16 protein-coding genes and 2 rRNA genes are annotated in these 21,100 nt (G+C 63.4%); 6 read left to right on the forward strand and 12 right to left on the reverse strand.

What is annotated here, in order from left to right:
* Positions 1 to 50: 50 nt before the first annotated feature.
* From OHA70_RS37180 to OHA70_RS37195, 4 genes are all read right to left on the reverse strand, one after another.
* Positions 51 to 3,172, reverse strand: a 23S ribosomal RNA gene (locus OHA70_RS37180).
* Between the two features lie 484 nt (positions 3,173 to 3,656).
* Positions 3,657 to 5,172 (reverse strand): 16S ribosomal RNA (locus tag OHA70_RS37185).
* Together the 16S and 23S rRNA genes form the textbook arrangement of a ribosomal RNA operon.
* A 795-nt stretch (positions 5,173 to 5,967) precedes the next feature.
* The gene (locus OHA70_RS37190) at positions 5,968 to 7,284 is read right to left on the reverse strand and encodes a serine hydrolase domain-containing protein (protein WP_328335288.1); all 1,317 of its coding nucleotides are present in this window, start codon (positions 7,282 to 7,284) and stop codon (positions 5,968 to 5,970) included.
* A 119-nt stretch (positions 7,285 to 7,403) separates the two neighbouring features.
* Positions 7,404 to 7,631 (reverse strand): hypothetical protein, encoded by a 228-nt coding sequence (locus OHA70_RS37195; protein ID WP_328326100.1) that lies wholly within the window; start codon positions 7,629 to 7,631, stop codon positions 7,404 to 7,406.
* A gap of 178 nt (positions 7,632 to 7,809) precedes the next feature.
* Between OHA70_RS37195 and OHA70_RS37200 the strand changes: the two genes are divergently transcribed.
* Positions 7,810 to 8,133, forward strand: coding sequence for a hypothetical protein (locus tag OHA70_RS37200; RefSeq protein WP_328326102.1), 324 nt, complete (start codon positions 7,810 to 7,812; stop codon positions 8,131 to 8,133).
* A 21-nt stretch (positions 8,134 to 8,154) separates the two neighbouring features.
* Here the strand turns inward: OHA70_RS37200 and OHA70_RS37205 are convergent, their stop codons facing one another.
* The 3 genes from OHA70_RS37205 to OHA70_RS37215 form a co-directional block, all read right to left on the reverse strand.
* Entirely contained in the window at positions 8,155 to 8,364 is a 210-nt protein-coding gene (locus OHA70_RS37205) for a KTSC domain-containing protein (protein WP_328326104.1), read from the reverse strand.
* 52 nt (positions 8,365 to 8,416) lie between these two features.
* Positions 8,417 to 9,370 carry a hypothetical protein gene (locus tag OHA70_RS37210; RefSeq protein ID WP_328326107.1) on the reverse strand — a complete coding sequence of 318 codons (954 nt, stop codon included), beginning with the start codon at positions 9,368 to 9,370 and terminating at the stop codon, positions 8,417 to 8,419.
* A gap of 202 nt (positions 9,371 to 9,572) precedes the next feature.
* The gene (locus OHA70_RS37215) at positions 9,573 to 9,959 is read right to left on the reverse strand and encodes a helix-turn-helix domain-containing protein (RefSeq protein ID WP_328326109.1); all 387 of its coding nucleotides are present in this window, start codon (positions 9,957 to 9,959) and stop codon (positions 9,573 to 9,575) included.
* A 145-nt stretch (positions 9,960 to 10,104) separates the two neighbouring features.
* On the opposite strand from OHA70_RS37215, the gene OHA70_RS37220 reads away from it, so the two are divergent.
* On the forward strand, positions 10,105 to 10,401 hold the full coding sequence (locus tag OHA70_RS37220) for a hypothetical protein (RefSeq protein WP_328326111.1): 297 nt from the start codon (positions 10,105 to 10,107) through the stop codon (positions 10,399 to 10,401).
* Between the two features lie 59 nt (positions 10,402 to 10,460).
* Here the strand turns inward: OHA70_RS37220 and OHA70_RS37225 are convergent, their stop codons facing one another.
* Positions 10,461 to 11,279 carry a hypothetical protein gene (locus tag OHA70_RS37225; RefSeq protein WP_328326113.1) on the reverse strand — a complete coding sequence of 273 codons (819 nt, stop codon included), beginning with the start codon at positions 11,277 to 11,279 and terminating at the stop codon, positions 10,461 to 10,463.
* 326 nt (positions 11,280 to 11,605) lie between these two features.
* Here OHA70_RS37225 and OHA70_RS37230 point away from each other — a divergent pair, with 326 nt between their 5' ends.
* Complete coding sequence (locus OHA70_RS37230) at positions 11,606 to 12,256, forward strand: hypothetical protein (RefSeq protein WP_328326115.1); 651 nt, start codon at positions 11,606 to 11,608, stop codon at positions 12,254 to 12,256.
* 272 nt (positions 12,257 to 12,528) lie between these two features.
* Here the strand turns inward: OHA70_RS37230 and OHA70_RS37235 are convergent, their stop codons facing one another.
* The gene (locus tag OHA70_RS37235) at positions 12,529 to 13,158 is read right to left on the reverse strand and encodes a hypothetical protein (RefSeq protein WP_328326117.1); all 630 of its coding nucleotides are present in this window, start codon (positions 13,156 to 13,158) and stop codon (positions 12,529 to 12,531) included.
* Between the two features lie 190 nt (positions 13,159 to 13,348).
* Between OHA70_RS37235 and OHA70_RS37240 the strand changes: the two genes are divergently transcribed.
* Positions 13,349 to 14,179, forward strand: a complete 831-nt coding sequence (locus OHA70_RS37240) for an aldo/keto reductase (RefSeq protein WP_328326119.1) — start codon at positions 13,349 to 13,351, stop codon at positions 14,177 to 14,179.
* 27 nt (positions 14,180 to 14,206) lie between these two features.
* On the opposite strand, the gene OHA70_RS37245 is transcribed toward OHA70_RS37240, so the two are convergent.
* The 3 genes from OHA70_RS37245 to nrdR all read right to left on the reverse strand — a co-directional run bounded on the left by OHA70_RS37245 (position 14,207) and on the right by nrdR (position 18,327).
* The gene (locus tag OHA70_RS37245) at positions 14,207 to 14,632 is read right to left on the reverse strand and encodes a hypothetical protein (RefSeq protein ID WP_328326121.1); all 426 of its coding nucleotides are present in this window, start codon (positions 14,630 to 14,632) and stop codon (positions 14,207 to 14,209) included.
* A 204-nt stretch (positions 14,633 to 14,836) separates the two neighbouring features.
* On the reverse strand, positions 14,837 to 17,749 hold the full coding sequence (locus OHA70_RS37250) for a vitamin B12-dependent ribonucleotide reductase (RefSeq protein ID WP_328326123.1): 2,913 nt from the start codon (positions 17,747 to 17,749) through the stop codon (positions 14,837 to 14,839).
* 98 nt (positions 17,750 to 17,847) lie between these two features.
* Positions 17,848 to 18,327, reverse strand: coding sequence for a transcriptional regulator NrdR (gene nrdR / locus OHA70_RS37255; RefSeq protein WP_328326125.1), 480 nt, complete (start codon positions 18,325 to 18,327; stop codon positions 17,848 to 17,850).
* Positions 18,328 to 18,653: 326 nt separating this feature from the next.
* Here nrdR and OHA70_RS37260 point away from each other — a divergent pair, with 326 nt between their 5' ends.
* The gene (locus tag OHA70_RS37260; protein WP_328326127.1) at positions 18,654 to 19,604 is read left to right on the forward strand and encodes a nucleoside hydrolase; all 951 of its coding nucleotides are present in this window, start codon (positions 18,654 to 18,656) and stop codon (positions 19,602 to 19,604) included.
* 91 nt (positions 19,605 to 19,695) lie between these two features.
* Positions 19,696 to 21,021, forward strand: coding sequence for a Gfo/Idh/MocA family protein (locus OHA70_RS37265; protein ID WP_328326129.1), 1,326 nt, complete (start codon positions 19,696 to 19,698; stop codon positions 21,019 to 21,021).
* Positions 21,022 to 21,100: the final 79 nt, after the last annotated feature.

Below are 21,100 nucleotides of genomic sequence, written 5' to 3' on the forward strand. Positions count from 1 at the left end.
GCGTACATCTTCGCAGCAGATTGTCTGTCGCCACACACGTGGTGTGGTGTTGAGACAAGCCCTCGGCCTATTAGTACCAGTCAGCTCCACACCTTACGGTGCTTCCACTTCTGGCCTATCAACCCAGTGGTCTACTGGGGGCCTTACCCGATTAACTCGGTGGGAGACCTCATCTTGAAGCGTGCTTCCCGCTTAGATGCTTTCAGCGGTTATCACTCCCGAACGTAGCCAACCAGCCGTGCTCCTGGCGGAACAACTGGCACACCAGAGGTTCGTCCACCCCGGTCCTCTCGTACTAGGGGCAGCCCTTCTCAAGTCTCCTGCGCGCGCAGCGGATAGGGACCGAACTGTCTCACGACGTTCTAAACCCAGCTCGCGTGCCGCTTTAATGGGCGAACAGCCCAACCCTTGGGACCTACTCCAGCCCCAGGATGCGACGAGCCGACATCGAGGTGCCAAACCATCCCGTCGATATGGACTCTTGGGGAAGATCAGCCTGTTATCCCCGGGGTACCTTTTATCCGTTGAGCGACGGTGCTCCCACATGCCACCGCCGGATCACTAGTTCCGACTTTCGTCCCTGCTCGACATGTCTGTCTCACAGTCAAGCTCCCTTGTGCACTTACACTCGACACCTGATTGCCAACCAGGCTGAGGGAACCTTTGAGCGCCTCCGTTACCTTTTAGGAGGCGACCGCCCCAGTCAAACTACCCACCAGGCACTGTCCCTGATCCAGATAATGGACCTAAGTTAGACAGCCAGAACAACCAGAGTGGTATTTCAACGATGACTCCACCCGAACTGGCGTCCGAGTTTCACAGTCTCCCACCTATCCTACACAAGTTGTACCGACCACCAATACCAAGTTGTAGTAAAGGTCCCGGGGTCTTTCCGTCCTGCTGCGCGTAACGAGCATCTTTACTCGTAATGCAATTTCGCCGAGTCCATGGTTGAGACAGCGCCCAAGTCGTTACGCCATTCGTGCAGGTCGGAACTTACCCGACAAGGAATTTCGCTACCTTAGGATGGTTATAGTTACCACCGCCGTTTACTGGCGCTTAAGTTCAAAGCTTCGCCGGCCTAAACCAGCTAACCTGTCCCCTTAACGTTCCAGCACCGGGCAGGCGTCAGTCCGTATACATCGAATTACTTCTTCGCACGGACCTGTGTTTTTAGTAAACAGTCGCTTGGGCCTGGTCTCTGCGGCCATCAACGCTTCCACGGGCAAGCCGTGTAACGTATCCGGCCCCCCTTCTCCCGAAGTTACGGGGGCATTTTGCCGAGTTCCTTAACCATGGTTCACTCGATCGCCTTGGTATTCTCTACCTGATCACCTGTGTCGGTTTGGGGTACGGGCGGCTCTAACACTCACTACGAAGTTTTTCTCGGCAGCATGGGATCATCCACTTCCCCTGAACGGGTCCGCCTCGGTTCTCAGGCTATGAGAGACACGGATTTGCCTATGCCTCGCCCTACCACCTTGCCCGCGGATCAGCTTGCGCCTACCATCGCCGCGGATGGACTGCCCTCCTGCGTCACTCCTTAGTGCACCTAATACCAGTTCGGGTCAACAGCTCCGCCACTCCGTCCGAAGACATCATGGTTTCGCGGTTTTAGCATCACTAGGTTCGGTCGGGTCGTGTTAATGCCGGTACGGGAATATCAACCCGTTGTCCATCGACTACGCCTGTCGGCCTCGCCTTAGGTCCCGACTTACCCAGGGCAGATTAGCTTGACCCTGGAACCCTTGATCATTCGGCGGACGGGTTTCTCACCCGTCATTCGCTACTCATGCCTGCATTCTCACTCGTGCAGCATCCACAACTAGATCACTCTGCTGCTTCACACGCTGCACGACGCTCCCCTACCCATCCACACACCTGGACGCCCGAAGGCGCCGGGTACAAGTGTGAATGCCACAGCTTCGGCGGATTGCTTGAGCCCCGCTACATTGTCGGCGCGGAATCACTTGACCAGTGAGCTATTACGCACTCTTTCAAGGGTGGCTGCTTCTAAGCCAACCTCCTGGTTGTCTGGGCAACTCCACATCCTTTTCCACTTAGCAATCGCTTAGGGGCCTTAGCTGGTGATCTGGGCTGTTTCCCTCTCGACGACGGAGCTTATCCCCCGCCGTCTCACTGCCGCGCTCTCACTTACCGGCATTCGGAGTTTGGCTGATTTCGGTAAGCCGGTAAGCCCCCTAGACCATCCAGTGCTCTACCTCCGGTAAGAAACACGCGACGCTGCACCTATATGCATTTCGGGGAGAACCAGCTATCACGGAGTTTGATTGGCCTTTCACCCCTATCCACAGGTCATCCCCCAGGTTTTCAACCCTGGTGGGTTCGGTCCTCCACGCGGTCTTACCCGCGCTTCAACCTGCCCATGGATAGATCACTCCGCTTCGGGTCTAGAGCATGCGACTAAAGCGCCCTATTCAGACTCGCTTTCGCTACGGCTACCCCACACGGGTTAACCTCGCCACATACCACTAACTCGCAGGCTCATTCTTCAAAAGGCACGCCGTCACACCCACACAAGGTGAGCGCTCCGACGGATTGTAGGCAACCGGTTTCAGGTACTATTTCACTCCCCTCCCGGGGTACTTTTCATCTTTCCCTCACGGTACTAGTCCGCTATCGGTCACCAAGAAGTATTTAGGCTTAGCGGGTGGTCCCGCCAGATTCACACGGGATTTCAAGAGTCCCGTGCTACTTGGGAAAACACTCGGAAGTCACTGTCTTACGCCTACGGGGCTCTTACCCACTACGGCTCAACTTTCCAGAAAATTCGACTTCAACAGTGATTTATAACTCCCTGACCCCACGGCATTAAGATCTGAATGCTCCCACAACCCCATATACGCAACGCACGCCGGCTATCACACGCACATGGTTTAGCCTCATCCGCTTTCGCTCGCCACTACTCACGGAATCACTATTGTTTTCTCTTCCTGCGGGTACTGAGATGTTTCACTTCCCCGCGTTCCCTCCAGAACCCTATGTGTTCAGGCACTGGTAACTGGCTTTAGAATGCCAGCTGGGTTTCCCCATTCGGACACCCCCGGATCACAGCTTGGTTGCCAACTCCCCGGGGCTTATCGCAGGCTCCTACGTCCTTCATCGGCTCTTGGTGCCTAGACATCCACCGATTGCCCTTAGTAGCTTGTCACAAAAACGACAAAAAATTACTACTGAAGATGCTCGCGTCCACTATACAGTTCTCAAAATACGGGCAGGAAAACCAACCCAATCCACCACTACCCTCGGAAAGCATCCAAACCCAGGGAAAACACACCCAGACTCGAACACCATCACCAGGAGTTTGGTGAAGGCCGGCCCCAGCCACACAGCTACACCAGATCCGCAAAGATCCGGTGCAGTAGTGACCCAGAAAAACCGATCCAAGAAACCCTAAAGTTTCATTGGCCCGATTCCTCAGGACCCAACAGCGCGCCTCGACCTTTCACCCAACCCCACTCACGTTCCACGCTCACCCTCCGAAGAGAGTTCGCAGTACTTGCTCGATCAGTTGTGATCCCGGCCTAATGGTCAATGTTCCACATTCCGAAGCATCATCGCCCTAGAACGGACGTCTAGGAAACGACGAGTAGACAACCAGTCACTTACGTGGCCTGGCTGTCAATGCTCCTTAGAAAGGAGGTGATCCAGCCGCACCTTCCGGTACGGCTACCTTGTTACGACTTCGTCCTAATCGCCAGCCCCACCTTCGACGGCTCCCTCCACAAGGGTTAGGCCACCGGCTTCGGGTGTTGCCGACTTTCATGACGTGACGGGCGGTGTGTACAAGGCCCGGGAACGTATTCACCGCAGCGTTGCTGATCTGCGATTACTAGCGACTCCGACTTCATGGGGTCGAGTTGCAGACCCCAATCCGAACTGAGACCGGCTTTTTGGGATTCGCTCCACTTTGCAGTTTCGCAGCCCTTTGTACCGGCCATTGTAGCATGCGTGAAGCCCTGGACATAAGGGGCATGATGACTTGACGTCATCCCCACCTTCCTCCGAGTTGACCCCGGCAGTCTCCTATGAGTCCCCACCATAACGTGCTGGCAACATAGGACGAGGGTTGCGCTCGTTGCGGGACTTAACCCAACATCTCACGACACGAGCTGACGACAGCCATGCACCACCTGTATAGGACCCTTACGGACCCCCCATCTCTGGAGGATTTCCCTATATGTCAAACCCAGGTAAGGTTCTTCGCGTTGCATCGAATTAATCCGCATGCTCCGCCGCTTGTGCGGGCCCCCGTCAATTCCTTTGAGTTTTAGCCTTGCGGCCGTACTCCCCAGGCGGGGCGCTTAATGCGTTAGCTGCGGCACGGAGGACGTGGAATGTCCCCCACACCTAGCGCCCAACGTTTACGGCGTGGACTACCAGGGTATCTAATCCTGTTCGCTACCCACGCTTTCGCTCCTCAGCGTCAGGTAAGGCCCAGAGAGCCGCCTTCGCCACCGGTGTTCTTCCTGATATCTGCGCATTCCACCGCTACACCAGGAGTTCCGCTCTCCCCTGCCTACCTCTAGTCTGCCCGTATCGGAAGCAGGCTCGGAGTTGAGCTCCGAGTTTTCACTCCCGACGTGACGAACCGCCTACGAGCCCTTTACGCCCAATAATTCCGGACAACGCTCGGACCCTACGTATTACCGCGGCTGCTGGCACGTAGTTGGCCGGTCCTTCTTCTGCAGGTACCGTCACTCTCGCTTCGTCCCTGCTGAAAGAGGTTTACAACCCGAAGGCCGTCATCCCTCACGCGGCGTTGCTGCGTCAGACTTTCGTCCATTGCGCAATATTCCCCACTGCTGCCTCCCGTAGGAGTCTGGGCCGTGTCTCAGTCCCAGTGTGGCCGGTCGCCCTCTCAGGCCGGCTACCCGTCGACGCCTTGGTAGGCCATTACCCCACCAACAAGCTGATAGGCCGCGAGCCCATCCCCCACCGCCAGAACTTTCAACCCACCACCATGAAGTAGTGAGTGATATCCGGTATTAGACCCCGTTTCCGAGGCTTATCCCGAAGTGAAGGGTAGGTTGCTCACGTGTTACTCACCCGTTCGCCGCTCGTGTACCCCGAAGGGCCTTACCGCTCGACTTGCATGTGTTAAGCACGCCGCCAGCGTTCGTCCTGAGCCAGGATCAAACTCTCCGTTGAAATCTATATGTAACCCACCCGAAGGCAGGGAACAGACTACTTTGAGTGATCCTTTGATATCTCAGAAACAATCAAACTGACTTGAATCATAATTTCTCAAAGGAATCCGAACACAGACAAAGAACAACCCCACACCAAGAACCAGATAGGCCCCCAGTGATAGGAGATCGCCCAATGCCGTGAAACGGGATAAAACAAATTCGGCATTGACTTTCGGCACGCTGTTGAGTTCTCAAGAATCGGACGCACACCGCGCTTCACTCTTCCAAGTTCAGCTCCGGGGCAACCCGCCAAACATTACTGTTTCGTCCGCGGCCGGTCAAATCGGCCTCTTTCGTCCCAGTCTCTCCGTGACTCAGCGGCTGAACACCCGCCAGAGGCGTGTCTCAGCTACTAAGAGCTTCGGGGAGTTCGGAGCGACCGGCCGCTTTCGCGTCCCGCACTCGCTCCAACAAGAAGAACATTACTGAGATTCACGGTGAAGATGCAAATCGGGGGCCGGACCTTGGCCGAACCCTTGCAAAGCCTCTCCGGCCCACCCAGCGCCGTCCCACTCGTCACACCAGTCACCCGCGTCTCCGCGAGCCACACCTCCATGATGCCGCACCCGTTCAAGCCGGAGACAGCGAACGGGTGGAAGCCGGCGTACCGACTCCCACCCGTTCGAGCACTGCATCGTCCAGTAGACGCCTCTCGGCGAGTGGCCGCTCGTAGCGGCTAAGTGTGAGGCCCGGGGGTCTTGCACTGAACGACATCAGGTGTAACCCACTCCCCCACGAACCTATTCCCGGTCGCTCAGCCCACCCGTGAGCACTCGATCTCCTCGCCCTCTTGGACGAAGATCAGCCGGCCGTCAGTCAGCCGCAACTCGCTGCCCAGCCAGCGTGCGGCGTACCGGCCGTCCCCTCGCGAAGCGAACCTCAGCGCCGGCTGTCGCCCGAACACCGCCTCGAGTCCGCCGTCTGCCACGGTGACCTCCAGCGACAGCTTGCCTCCCAAGCGGTACGTCCCCGCGACGGCTTGGAGCTCCTCGTCGCTGACCTCACTCCGCTCACTGACCTCCGCCGGGTAGCCCTCCCACCCGTACGCGGCCGCGATCCGTGCGATCGCTCTGTCCACCAGGTAGCTGCCGCTGTCCCCATTCGTCATGACGGCTGCGCCCTGGCCCGTGTCCCGGTACGCGACCAGGTAGCACTTGAAGCCCTTGTTCGATCCGCCGTGCCCAAAACGTCTACCGCCATCGCCCAGGAACGCCCCGAGCCCGAGTGCCTCCATCGCGTCCCACGGATCGCCGATGGTGATCTGCGGTGTGAGCAGCTCCCGTGCCCGCTCCTGCGAGATGAGTGCTCCTGGTGCGCCCAGATACGCATCGCGTACGCCGTGTGCGAAGGCGGCGAGATCACTCGGAGTGGTCCAGAGCCCGGCGGCGGCCAATTCGGGATACGAGTGCCATCGGTCAGGTACCGGGCGTCCGAACTCGTCGTGAGCCGTCGCGGCACGGTGATGGAGCTCCTCGGGGAGCGGCTGGGCGTAGTCGCTACTCGACATGCCCAGCGGGTCCAGGACGAGTTCCCGCAGCAGCTGGCGGAACGGCGTACCGGTCACGTCTTCGAGGAGTTGCTGCAGGACGACGGTACCGCCGCCGGAATACCGGAACTGCGTGCCCGGGACGAGGTCCACGTGGACCCCGAAGGTGTTCGCCGGGCGTACTCCGTCCAGGATCTGTACTGCGGTCGGCAACTCAGCGCCTTGTGGATAACCCGGGAATCCGGGCACCGTCAGGCCTGCGCTGTGGCTCGCCAACTGTCGCAAGGTGACGATCGGGCGCCACTCGCCGGTCGGCGGAACCTGCCAGGACGTGAGCCGTTGATTGACGTCCTCGTCGAGGTCGAGCACACCGCGCTCGACCAGCCGGAGCATCGCGAGGACGGCTACCGGCTTGCTGATCGAACACGCCTGGAACAGGGTGTCGTCGGTGACCGGATCGTCGCGACCGGCCTCCATGACGCCGGCACTGCCTTGGTCGACGATCTCGCCGCCGTCGATCACCGCCCAGCTGACGCCTGGAACCTTGAACTCTTCCAGGTCATTGCCGATCTCGTCCCACAGCACGTCTGCCAACGCCGTCGCCTCCCCAGTCGGTTGCTTCGGAGCCTAGCCGGGCGTGGCGCGGACGGGGGACGCGGACAGCGCGGCTGCGGATGCCGAAGCATCCGCAGCCGCGGCCTAGGTCAGCGGGACGGTTGTGGTGCGTCGCAGTCGATCTTCGGATTGGCACCGATGTAGTTCAACGGGCCGGCGAGGATCGTGACGACGATCGTGCCGACCTTCGCGCAGCTGGCGTTGTCGTTCTTGAAGTAACTTCGCTGAGCGGCCGCGGCGAGACCGATCAACAACCACACGATCACAACGATCGTGATGACGCGAGAACCAGTCGTAGAGGCTCTACGAGTGCGCATGTCCACCTCCTGGCAAGAGCACACCCCCGTGGATCCACCCTCTGGTGCCCTTCAGTGACACAGCGAAAACGTCGGCGGCCGCTGTCGATTCCGGCGCCGGTCACTCGTCAGCCAAGTACACGCTCACCACGGGCGTTCCGCCGGCAGGGCAGTGCTGCCGGAAAAGAAGGGAAGCACCATGAGCAAGTACCTGTACCTGTACCGCGGTCCGGCCACGCCGATGGAGGACTTCACCCCGGAGCAGGGCGAGCAGCAGATGAAGTTGTGGACCGAGTGGATGGGCAAGGCCGCCTCGGCCATCGTCGACCAGGGCAACCCGCTGGCCCCGAAGGCCTCGGTGCGCGACGACGGCTCGGCCGCCGAACCGAGCGACCAGAACGGCTACACGATCGTCGAGGCCGACAGTCTGGACGCAGCCCGGTCCCTGCTGGACGGGCACCCGTTCCTGTCCGAGGGCAAGGGCCGTTTCGCCGTGGAGATCTTCGAGATCCTGCCGATGTAGCCGGGCCCGGAGGCGACGGGCTCAGACCTCGGCGAAATCGAAGTACGGCTTGATCTGGGTGTTGACGTAGTTGCCGATGCTGGGGGCGGCGAGCAGAGCGGCGTACGTCGGCTGCGGCACTTCGTAGTACTGATAAGTGCTGCCGTTCACATACTCCAACTCGAGCGTCCCACTGGCCACGTCATACCCCACCGACTTCACACTCGCCGAGTTCACCGGCCGTCGCCTCATCCACTCTGTCCCTTCAGATCTCGGCAGACGACAGTACGCCCGACGGCTCGAGTCAGCTGGTGAGATCTGTCAGATCCACCGCGTTGATCAGACTTGCGATGTCGGGATTGGAGTACAGATCCAGGCCCGTCAGTTCCTTGCTCGCCCCAGTTTGCCGAAGGAGCAGTTCGTCGCTCGCGTCGTTCACGATGGTGGTCGCACTCGCAGTCGACCACTGAACGCCGACCAATGCCTGCCTCGCGAAGCGCCCGGCGAGCACCGCCTCCACATTCAGCCGCCCGTACGCATCAGATCCCATGGTCCGGATCGCGACGACGCGTACGTGCGTGAGACCAGGAGCGACGGCTAGTGCCTCCTTGACGGTGACCAGCACATAACCGCAGACCATCAGCTTGTAGAAGTCGGCGAGCTCACGCTTCGTCAGCTTCTTCAAGGTGAGATTGCCCGCTGGAGTAAGGGCTGGTTTGCGTTCGGGAACCGCGCTCGGGGACGGAACCAGGACCACCACAGATGCCTCTGTTCCGGACACTCCGACGGGCGCCGCGGCAGCTTCATTGTCTTCGAAAGCTTCTCCCAACGTACCCACCACAATTTCCGGGTCGTTGTTCAGGAGCCGTTGCCAAAGGCTGTCGAGTTCAGTCTGATACGCGTAGGCGGCCCATTGATTGGCGTCGACGGCGGCCGCGATCTCCATCTCGGCTGAGGCTTGGGCTGTCCGCTTGGCGTCGGCACGGGCGGATCGATTGAATAATCCGATTCCAGCTAATGCTGCCCGCTGATGCCGCTTTAGCGTCGCGGCGGCATCGACACCCGCTGGTGGCGGAGCAAGTGGACGCTGCGCAGGCGGGAAGTCGGGTCGATGTAGCTCGAGGACCTGCTGAAGCGCTGCGGCCAACTCCTTGCCCTGTTCGATCTTCGCGGCCAGAGCAAGGCTGCGCGTGGCTGATCCTGAGGATGCCCGTTGCCTCGGGCGCGAACTGCCCCCGAGTGAGGTGTAGAAGCCCACGGGGCCGGCTCCGGAGGAAATTCCGGTTCCGCCGGCGCCAAAATGCACACGCGCGGCACGAGGCCCGACACTTGTCCGCAATCCTCTGCTGGACGCTCTTATTCTGACGCCTGGCGCCAGCTTCACAGAGAAACCCACGGGCTCACCCTATTGAGCAAAGCTGAATTTGTCTTCCCTTCGAAGGCTAAGAAATCGCAATCCGTTATCTTGCTTCATCCTGATCAGCGGTCCCCTCGCGAGGTCCGGCGACGGCCGCGACGGTAGGTCGGAGCCTCGCCAGCACGCGCGTGAGTTCACTGAGCATCGCGTTCAACTGGTCGACGGCTGCTTCATCCAAACCAACTGGCGCGTCCGTTTGATGGCCGATTGTCGCGGCGAATCTGGTCTTTGCTTCTGGTGAGGCTAGGTGGAGGGAGGTGTCGAGTGCCTCTTGGAGTTGGGCGCTTGGCACCATCTCGGGGCGCTTGCGCCATTTGGCCACGGTGCGCGGCGAGATGCCCAGGTGTTCGGCGAATGCCTCGCTGGTCAGCCGCATCGCCGCCTGTAAGGCGCGTGCGTGCCGGCCCGTCCAACGGTCGATGACTGTCATCGGCCCCGCTCCTCCCAGCTTTTTCTCGATCACTCTGTGCAATCAGATTACGTCGATCGAGTGAGCTCGTGGGTGCACCTTCGGTGACCTGTGGATACAGCTTCAGTTCATGGTGGGGCGGTACCGGGGAGCGTTGACTGTCGCTATGGACGAGATCAGCGGCAGACCCGCGACGATGCTCCGGCCACCGCCGCCACGAAGACATTTGAAGGTTGCCGCGGCGGCCGGGCCGCGGCGCTTCCACCTGTACCGGCATACCGACGTCTCAGGTGTGAGCGGCATCGGTGTCGTCGCCGAAGGCGTGGAGTGGTCCGACGGCACCGTCACCCTGCATTGGGGTGGCCGGTATCCGACCACCACCGTGTGGCAGGACGGAATCGACGCCCTGCTGACCATCCACGGGCACGAGGGAGCCACGGAGATCCGATGGATGGACGACTGATGAGCTCGGTAGGGCCGGCGTCTCCCCTGTTCCGGCGCCGGTCCTACCGACTAGACGGATCAGCCTTGGCCAGAAGGCTGATCGCCCTGATCATCGGCCTGCTCGGCCGGCTGATCGCGATGCCCGGACAATTCCGGTACTACGAGCGCCAGCGGGCTCTGCTCGCTGTCCCAGTGATGCTCGAGCGCCTCGATCGGGACGTCGTTGGCTGCCGCGGACAGCCGGGTGAGCGTGCCCAACAGGTCCACGCACTGGGCGACCTCGCCCGGATTGTTCGCCAGCCACCAGACGACGGCCGAGCCCGGCGTGGCCAACACGTCGTCGCGGAGATAGGCGCGTTTGTCCTGCTCCAGTTGACGTTCCAGGAGCAGCGTCTGCGCACGACGCTGAAGGGCGGTGATGTTCTGGAGGTGCTTGAGGTCGGCGTCGGACAGCTTGAGCCGTACCTCGGTGGCCCAGGTACGGACCTGGCCTTTCTCGTCGATGTCCGGGTCGCCGAGCAACGACGCGAGACGGTGCTGGTTCAACGCTTCCTCGGTCGGCTGCTGGCTTGCCGTCAGCGCCTTCGCCCTGCTGAGCAAGGCATCGACGGCGACAGCGCCGAGATCCGCATGCCGCAGACCGGTCATCACCGGCGACCACTGAACGATCGCGGAGAACTGGAAGTGGTAGTCGGGCGACGCCGACGGGAGCCGGATTCCAGCGACCGTACGGGTGGGCGGCGCGGTGAAGACAGGTTCGCGATCCACCGGTTTCGGGGCGGGTGGAGCGGGAGCCGCGACAGGTGCCGGCCTCTCCTGCTTCCACACCATCGCCATGCCGATCAGCACCAGCGTCGAAAACAGCGCGGCCAGCCAGCCCGGCAGGTCCAGGATCATCCCAAGAACAGAGGAAGCCGCAACCACAAGAGCAGCCGTCAACAGAGCTCGCTGAGTAGACGTCATCGAGGATCGCCTTGCTTGAGCGGATTGCCTTGACCGAAATGCCGGAGGTACCCGAGTCTCGCCACGGCTACGCGCCTTTCACCCCCGCGCTGATCACCTCACATCACCAGAGCCACAAAGAGTCTGCCATGCATCACACACCGTAGCCACGTGAAGCGTGTCGCCCACCCACGGGGCGACCTGCCCTGCGGTGACCTGCCGAGCGGCCTCCCTTCCGCGCGCCCGAACCCTCGACCCTCGCGCTGTCTAGGGTCGACTCTGTGAGCGCACCCTCCGACGGAGTCGAACGGCTGACAGAGTTCGCCATCCGTGCCCGGACAGCCGCCGCAACCAGCGGCACCGGCACCGGCACCGGCCAGGCTGCCGAGGCCGGCTCAGCCATTGACGCCGGCTCGGATGAGCACCGGCGGCTGCTTGCTGCGATGACGGATCGGCCTGCCAACGAGCGGTGGCAGCTGCTGGCCGATGCGATCGTGCGGGGTCAGTTGGCGGACGTAGTACCGGCAGACAACCAGCACCAACAGGCTGCACGTGCAGAACTGATCAATGCGATGGCGCACGAGGGCTGGGACGATCCGTCGTCTGGCTCCGTAGACGCGGCCGACGAATCCATTCGGGCTGCCGACGCTGCAACCAGCCGCATCCGGGAGCATTACGGCGTTCACACGCAGCCGTACCCCGCCGCCGAACCAAGCCGTAACGCGCCTAATCTGCCCCTGGCTGGGGATTCAAGTCGGTCGGCGTCAACAGCTGACTCAGATCAAGCCATCCGAGCGGCCCTCACGGGGCAAGCTCGCCCCGGCGCCACCCAACTAACTCGCCCCGGCGCCACCCAACTAAACCGCACTGACGGCCCCGGCGGTCACCGCCACCAGCCGACCACCACCCGCGACCCACTCCAGCGAGGCTGACGCCCCGCACTCCCGGTAGGCAAGCTTGCTCCGCTCCCTGAGAGCAGCGTCAGCACCGCGGATGGATTCGTCGGCCGCCTCTGCTGTCACCAATGGCGTCGGTGCCCGCGTACTGGGTGCCGCGACGGCAAGCGGCGTACCGGGTGGGGCTACCCGCGTAGTCCGCGCTCGATCGCTGGGTGCCGCGACGACAAGCGGCGTACCGGGTAGGAGGTGCACCCGCGTAGTCCGTGATCGGGTCGGCGGCGGCTAGTACTGGGTGTTGCGTGGGGTCAGCCGGCTAGGGAGCGGAGGGCTCGGCGGCTGGGGGTTAGGAGGACTGGTTTGTAGGGGCAGCGGGCGTCGGTGAGGGTTTCGTAGGCGCTGATGGCTCGGTTGGCGGCGTCCCAGCCTTGTTCGGCGGGGCTTTTGCCCAGTCCTCGGTTGCGGATCAGTGCGCCGTAGAAGGCGGAGCAGAAGACGGTGGCTTCGTACCAGCCGATCACTGTGCTGGTGCCGATGTAGGTGATGTCGTCCTGGAGGCAGTCGCGGATGGCGCGTTGCCATTTGCCGATGCCCGTTTTGCAGCCGTCGGCGATAACTACGCCGCTGGCGATGCCCCAGGAGCGGTCCAGGAACCAGTCGGCCAGAGCGGTCAATGAGACCTGGGTCTGGCCGTCGGTGGAGAGGAACGACGGCTCGTCGCTGTGGTCACCGTGTGCCATCACGTGCAGGACCGTCGACGGGGTGGTGAGCGCGGAGAAGGCCGTCTCGTGGTCGCGGGTCCGGACGAAGTTCACGTCGATCACCGGGCTGTTCCAGCCGGCGTTGATATTGCTCGTGATGCCCTGGACGAACGTCATCGAGGCGTCGAAGGAGCTGTCCAGGCCGAGGTCCACCAGCGTGATCAGTCTGTTCTTCATCCGCCCACCCCTCACGTGCTTTCCGGTCCCGCCGAACCCATGATGACCCAGCCCACCGACAATCCGCTGCCCGCGTCTCGGCTCTCAGTCTCGCCCGCCTGGACCGCCCGCTCCAGGGCCCGGGGAAAGGGGTTGCCGGCCCGGTGGATACGGTGATCGGCAGGATGTCGGCGGCTCGTCTGGAGGATCGATGATCAGCGTTCCAACTGTCACTCTGAGCAACGGAGCAGGGCTGCCGCGGATCGGGCTGGGGACCTCTCCGATGAACGACGCCGATGCCGAGCGCGCCGTCGTACAGGGTCTCGAGGTCGGGTACCGACTGGTCGACACCGCTGAGAACTATCGCAACGAGGTCGGCATCGGACGGGCTTTGAAGGCGTCCGGGATCGCCCGGGAGGACCTGTTCGTCACCTCCAAGTTCAACAAGCGGTGGCACAGCGTGGCGGGGGCGCGGACCGCGTTCGAGGCGAGTGCGGAGAAGCTCGGACTCGACTACCTGGACCTGCTGCTGATCCATTGGCCGAACCCGGACCAGGACCAGTACGTCGACGCCTGGCGCGGGCTGATCGAGCTGCGCGAGGCCGGGCTGGTGAAAGCCATCGGTACGTCGAACTTCAAGCCGACCCACCTCCAACGCCTGATCGACGAGACCGGCGTCGCCCCCGAGGTCAACCAGGTCCAGCTGAGCCCGATGTGGACCAAGGAGTCGGAGCGGGAGTTCCACGCGACCCACAACATCGTCACCGAGGCCTGGAGCCCCCTAGGCAAGGGCACCGACCTCCTGGACCACCCCGCGGTCACAGCAGTCGCCAAGGCTCACGAGAAGACGCCCGGCCAGGTCGTACTCCGCTGGGAGACGCAGCAGGACGTAGTACCGGTCCCCAAGTCCGCGAACCGCGAACGCCTTGAGCAGAACCTCGCCATCTTCGACTTCGAGCTCACGCCGGACGAGCTGGTCGCCTTGTCAGCCCTGGATGGCACTGGCAAGACCGCAGCCGACAGCGACCGATTCGGCCACTGACCGGCTACGGCTTGCCTGGCCGCCGGATCAGGTGGTGAAGGAGCCGGTGACGACCGAGTACGACTCCACGCCGTTCTTCGACGACCAGAGGCGGATGCGGACCAGGGTTCCGTCGGTGACGGAGAAGTTGCAGAACGACCAGCCCTGGTAGTCGGCGACCGTGGTGTCGTCGAAGCACTCGTGGGCGTCGTACCAGAAGCCGACCTGGCTCTGATAGAGCTGAATGGCAGCGCGAGCGCTGTAGCCGTCGGCCTGGTCGTCGTGCACGCCGAGCCATTCGCCATCGGTGCAGTAGACCGCCGCGCTGAGCCGCGAATTCGTCAGCTCCTTGGACTGATGGGCGTAGCAATTGGCCATCGTGTTGGCGTACGCCGGCGCAGCGGTCAGCGCTGATGCGACCAGCACCCCGGCGGCGCCGAGCGCGGCCGAGGTACGTCGAAGAGTTGTGGACATCGAGGCGGCTCCTGAGGACGACGGTCTTGATCGAATCGCGATCCTAGGCACCCAGCGGCCCCGAACGGACATAATCCACTGGCCAGAACCGGAACCTGTTCACTACCTGCCACCAGACGCGCTGCGGCCCCCGGGGGATGTGGGAAGTTCCCGGGGGCCGTGGCGCTATCAACGAGGGGTCAGCCAAGAGCTGACATCAGAGGGTCAGCTGCAACCCGAGGTGGAGCCGCAGCCTTCGCAGACGTAGCAGGAGCCGGAGGGGCGCATCTTTGTGCCGCAGGTGAAGCACAAGGGGGCGTCTACCGAGGTGCCGGTGATGAGTTCGAACATCTCGGCGGTCGTGCGGACCTCGGAGGAGGCCGGCTTGGCTGCCGCGGCGTCGATCGAAGCGTCGTGGAGCTCGACCTTTTCGGTGGCGGCCTCGACCTCCGCCAGGCCCTCGACGGACTTCAGCGACTCGGGCTCCGACACCTCGACCGGGGTCGGCTCGTAGGAGCCGGTGTCGAGCTGGCGGGAGCGCTCCTCGGCGGAGTAGATGCCGAGGGCCGAGCGGTCGTCGAAGGACAGGTGGTCCAGCGCCAGCCGGCGGAAGATGTAGTCCATGATCGACTGCGCCATCCGGACGTCCGGGTCGTCGGTCAGACCGGCCGGCTCGAACTTCAGGTTGGTGAACTTCTGGACGTACGTCTCCAGCGGAACCCCGTGCTGCAGGGCGATCGAGATCGCGATCGAGAAGGCGTCCATCACACCGGCCAGGGTCGAGCCCTGCTTGCCCATCTTCAGGAAGACCTCGCCCAGACCGTCGTCGGGGTACGAGCCGGCCGTCATGTAACCCTCGGCGCCGCCGACGCTGAAGGACGTGGTGCGCGACGGACGGGACTTCGGCAGACGCTTGCGGATCGGCCGGTACTCGACGATCTTCTCGACCACCGGCTCGGCCGCGGCAGCGTCGGCGGCGGCGCTGGCCTTGGCGGACTTGGAGTCCGACAGCGGCTGGCCGACCTTGCAGTTGTCGCGGTAGACGGCCAGCGCCTTCAGGCCGAGCTTCCAGCCCTGGAAGTAGACGTCGGCGATCTCCTCGACCGTCGCCGTCTCCGGCAGGTTGACCGTCTTCGAGATCGCGCCGGACAGGAACGGCTGGGCCGCCGCCATCATCCGGACGTGTCCCATCGGCTTGATCGCGCGCTCGCCCATCGCGGTGTCGAAGATCGAGTAGTGCTCGGTCTTCAGGCCGGGTGCGTCGACGACGTGGCCGTTCTCCGAGATGAACTCGACGATCGCCTCGATCGTCTCCTCGGTGTAGCCGTACTGACGCAGCGCCCGCGGCACCGTCTGGTTGACGATCTGCATCGAGCCGCCGCCGACCAGCTTCTTGAACTTGACCAGCGAGAAGTCCGGCTCGATCCCGGTCGTGTCGCAGTCCATCATGAAGCCGATCGTGCCGGTCGGCGCGAGCACCGAGGCCTGCGCGTTGCGCCAGCCGTTCTTCGCGCCGATCTTCAGCACGCCGTCCCAGGCGGCCGTGGCGTGCTTCTGCACGTCGGCGTCGATCTCGTGCACGGTACGGATCGCGTCGTTGGCCGCGGCGTGCTTGCGCATCACCCGGGTGTGCGCGTCCTTGTTGCGCTCGAAGCCGTCGTACGGGCCGACGATGCCGGCCAGCTCGGCGGAGCGCTTGTACGACGTACCGGTCATCAGCGAGGTGATAGCGCCCGCCAGTGCGCGACCACCGTCGGAGTCGTAGGCGTGCCCGGTCGCCATCAGCAGCGCGCCGAGGTTGGCGTAGCCGATGCCGAGCTGCCGGTACGCGCGGGTGGTGTCGCCGATCGCCTCGGTCGGGAAGTCGGCGAAGCAGATCGAGATGTCCATCGCGGTGATGATCAGCTCGACGGCCTTGACGAAGTTGGCCGAGTCGAAGGTGTCGTCGTCCTTGAGGAACTTCAGCAGGTTCAGCGACGCCAGGTTGCAGGACGAGTTGTCCAGGTGCATGTACTCCGAGCAGGGGTTGGACGCGGTGATCCGGCCCGTCTCGGGAGTGGTGTGCCAGTCGTTGATGGTGTCGTCGTACTGGATGCCCGGGTCGGCGCACGCCCACGCGGCGTGGCTGATCTTGTCGAACAGCTCGCGCGCGTCGACGGTCTCGATGATCGAGTTGTCGATCCGCGCCCGCAGGCCGAACTCGCCCTTCTCCTCGACCGCGCGCATGAACTCGTCGGTCACCCGGACCGAGTTGTTCGCGTTCTGGTACTGCACCGAGGTGATGTCGCGGCCGCCGAGGTCCATGTCGTACCCGGCGTCGCGGAGGACGCGGATCTTGTCCTCCTCGCGCATCTTGGTCTCGACGAACTCCTCGATGTCGGGGTGGTCGACGTCCAGCACGACCATCTTGGCCGCGCGACGGGTGGCGCCACCGGACTTGATCGTCCCTGCCGACGCGTCGGCGCCGCGCATGAAGCTGACCGGGCCGGAGGCGGTACCGCCGGAGGACTGCAGCAGCTCCTTCGACGAACGGATCCGGGACAGGTTCAGGCCGGCGCCGGAGCCGCCCTTGAAGATCAGCCCCTCTTCCTTGTACCAGTTCAGGATCGAGTCCATCGAGTCGTCGACGGCGAGGATGAAGCAGGCCGACACCTGCTGCGGGGAGGTGGTCCCGACGTTGAACCAGACCGGCGAGTTGAAGCTGAAGTACTGGTGCAGCAGCATCCAGGTGAGCTCGTGCTCGAACACCTCGGCGTCGGCCGGGGTGGCGAAGTAGCCGTAGTCCTCACCGGCCTTGCGGTAGGTCTTCACGACGCGGTCGAGCAGCTGCTTGAGGCTCCACTCCCGGTTGTCGTGGCCGACGGCGCCCCGGAAGTACTTGGTGGTGACGATGGTGGAGGCGTTCACGCTCCAGTAGTCGGGGAACTCGACCCCGCGCTGCTCGAAGACGGTCTCGCCGGTCTTCCAGTTCTGCTGTACGACGTCGCGGCGCTCCCACGTCACGTCGTCGTACGGGTGCACACCCTCGGTGGTGAAGATGCGATCGATGGTGAGTCCCGCGGGCGCGTTCTTGGCCCTGCGGAACCCGGCCGTCGACCTCTTGGTCGACCCCGAATGGCCGGTCACCGTCTCTGTCATGTTGGCTCCTCGCCTGTTCAATGTCGCGGTCTGTCGGGACCGCCCCGTTGATGGTGCTCTGCTACCGCTGGTGGTGCCGGTACTGCTGATTCCCCGATTTATGTCTGTATCGACGGCTCGGTGCCCTCGGGCTCCTTCTCGGCCCGGAGCAACGCGATCTCCGTCTCGAAGTCGTCGGCCGACTCGAACTGCCGGTAGACGCTGGCGAACCGCAGGTACGCGACCTCGTCCAGCTCCCGCAGCGGCCCGAGGATGGCCAGGCCGACCTCGTTGGCCGGCACCTCCGGCGAGCCACTGCCCTTCAACGTGTCCTCGACCTGCTGGCCCAGCCGGGCCAGGGCGTCCACGGTGACGGGCCGGCCCTTGCAGGCCTTGCCGACTCCTCTGATCACTTTCTCCCGGCTGAACGGTTCGGTGGCGCCGGAGCGCTTCACGACCGTGAGCTGCATCTGCTCGACGGTGGTGAACCGCTTCTCGCAGACCGGGCACTGCCGCCGGCGGCGGATCGCTCCGCCGTCCTCGGCGACCCGGCTGTCGACCACCCGGGAGTCCACGTGCCGGCAGTAAGGACAGTGCATGGCGGACCACTCCTCCCGTGAGCGTTCACCCCCTGCCTGGGGATGAATCTGTGGATCAGCTGGGGACAACTTGTGGATGACCTGTGAGTAACCAACCACTACCTGTGGATGACTTACAGGGGTGTAACTACTACATCTAGGGATGCTACGTCCGGCCGCCGACAGTTTGCAAGAACGTCCGGATCTCGCGCGCGTCTCCTTGTTCCAACACCCGCACGGGCCCGTGTACTCCCGCGTGGCGCCACCGCGAAGACCCTTTCGAGGAGCAAAATGCGCGGCCCGGACCGGCTGCGATCCGGCCGGCGGGATGGGCGAGGATAGGGCGCATGAGACCCGTCATTCTCGATGTCGACACCGGGCTGGACGATGCCTGCGCACTCCTCCTCGCCGCCCGGCACCCGGAGCTCGACCTCAAGGCGGTGACCTGTGTGGGCGGCAACGTCGGCCTCGACCAGGTCGTCGTCAACACGCTGACGGTGCTCGACGCAGCCGGCCGCCCGGACGTCCCGGTCGGCCGCGGCGCGGCACTCCCCCTCCTGCAACCGGTACGGACGGCACCGCACGTCCACGGCGTCGATGGCCTCGGCGACCTGGACTGGCCGCGCTCAGCCCGTACTCCGGACGCGCGGCACGCTGTGGAACTGTTGCGCGACGCGCTGCTGGAGGCTGCGCGGACCGGCGAGCTGGTGACCTTGATCCCGCTGGCGCCGATGACGAATATCGCGTTGCTCCTGCGGACCTACCCGGAAGCCGCCGCGGGATTGCGTGAGATCGTCTTCATGGGTGGCGCGGCCGGAATCGGCAATGCGACGGCGTCCGCGGAGTTCAACATCTGGACCGACCCCGAGGCAGCCGCCATCACGCTCGGTGCGGCGAGCGAACTCGGCATTCCGATCACGATGTACGGGCTGGATGTCTTTTACGACGTGGTGATTCCGCTGGACGAGGCGAAGGCGCTCAACGGATCGCCAGCGGCGGACCTGGCTCGGCGGATCATCGAGAAGCGCAGTGAGCTGTACAAGTTGGACGGCGCGAGTATCGGCGACGGCGGTGCGGTCTGCGCGGTGATCGATCCCGAAGGACTGACCACGCAACCTTTCCCGCTGCGGGTCGAGCTTTCCGGGAGCTGGTCGCGGGGGCGGACGATCGTCGATACGCGGGATTGGTCGGGCGACCTCACGACCGATCCGTTCGGGGTGGCGCCTCCGGTGGTACAGGTCGCTACTGCGGTGGATGGCCGGCGGTATGCCGACCTTTGGCTCGCGACGGTGCGGTAGCCGTCCGGTTTCGGTCAGCGGGTTGTTCTGACAAAGCGGGCGTGATTGCATGGCAAGCGTTTGCCAGAGCCGACCTCACGAGGAGTCTTTCGTGTCCGCAGCCGCTCAGGAACGTCGCCGGTACGCCGTGGTCGGATTGGGGGCCCGGGCGCAGACCTTCGTGAACGCGCTGGCCGGGCCGTACGCCGATCGCGCTCAGTTGGTCGGGTTCTGCGATCTGAACCAGACCCGGATGGCGGTGCACAACCGGTGGCTGGCCGAGAAATTCGGGGCGGCGGCGGTTCCGGAGTACGAGGCCGGTGATTTTGCGCGGATGCTGACCGAGCAGCGGGTCGAGACGGTCGTGGTGACGTCGATGGACCGGACTCATGACGATTACATCGTCACCGCGCTGGAGGCCGGGCTGGACGTGATCACCGAGAAGCCGATGACGATGGATCCGGAGCGTTGCCGGCGGATTCTCGCGGCGGCCGAGAAAGCGCCGGGATCCGTGCGGGTGGCGTTCAACTATCGCTACAACCCGGTGCACGAGAAGGTCCGTGAGGTGCTCGCGTCGGGCGCGATCGGCGAGATCGGGTCGGTGCATTTCGAATGGCTGCTCGATGTGCGGCACGGCGCCGACTACTTCCGCCGCTGGCATCGCGACAAGGCGAACGCCGGTGGATTGATGGTGCACAAGGCGACGCATCACTTCGACCTGGTGAACTGGTGGATCGATGCGGAGCCGGTGACGGTGTTCGCGGACGGGAAGCTGTTCTTCTACGGCGATGTGAACGGCAAGAAGCGTGGGCTGGCGCGCGATTACGAGCGGGCGGCTGGGGCGTCGGCCGCGGCTGATGATCCGTTTGCGATCAAGCTGGCGGCTTCACCGCAGTTGCGCGAGCTTTATCTGGAGGCCGAGCACGAGGACGGGTATCACCGGGATCAGAACGTGTTTGCGCCGGGGATCACGATCGAGGACGACATAGCGGTACTGGTCAGGTACTCGACCGGTGCGTCGCTGAGCTATCACCTGACCGCGTATTCGCCGTGGGAGGGCTATCGGATCGCCTTCAATGGGAGCGCCGGGCGGTTGGAGTTGCTGGTCCGGGAGAACACTTTCGCGACTCCGCCGGAGGACCAGCAGCACGCGACCGCAGTACAGCACGGCGACGCGAAGCCGGGTGAGACCGAGGCGCTGCTGACTCTGCATCCTTTGTGGGAGGCGCCGCAGACACTCCTGCACGGCGAACTCGGCCAAGGCCATGGCGGTGGCGACGCACGGCTACTTGAATCGCTTTTCGGCGACCCGGTTGAGGATCCGCTCGGCCGCGGTGCGGACCATCACGACGGCGCGCGCTCATTGCTGATCGGGCTGGCTGCCAACAAGTCGTTCGAGACGGGTCAGGTAGTACAGGTCTCGTCTCTGCTCGGGTAGTACAGCCTGCTCTACCTCTGATCGTGCAGGCTGCCGGATCGTTCGGGGCGGCGACACAGACAAGGCTGTTGGTGCAAGC

The organism is Kribbella sp. NBC_00382 (assembly GCF_036067295.1).
Classification (GTDB): Bacteria; Actinomycetota; Actinomycetes; order Propionibacteriales; family Kribbellaceae; genus Kribbella.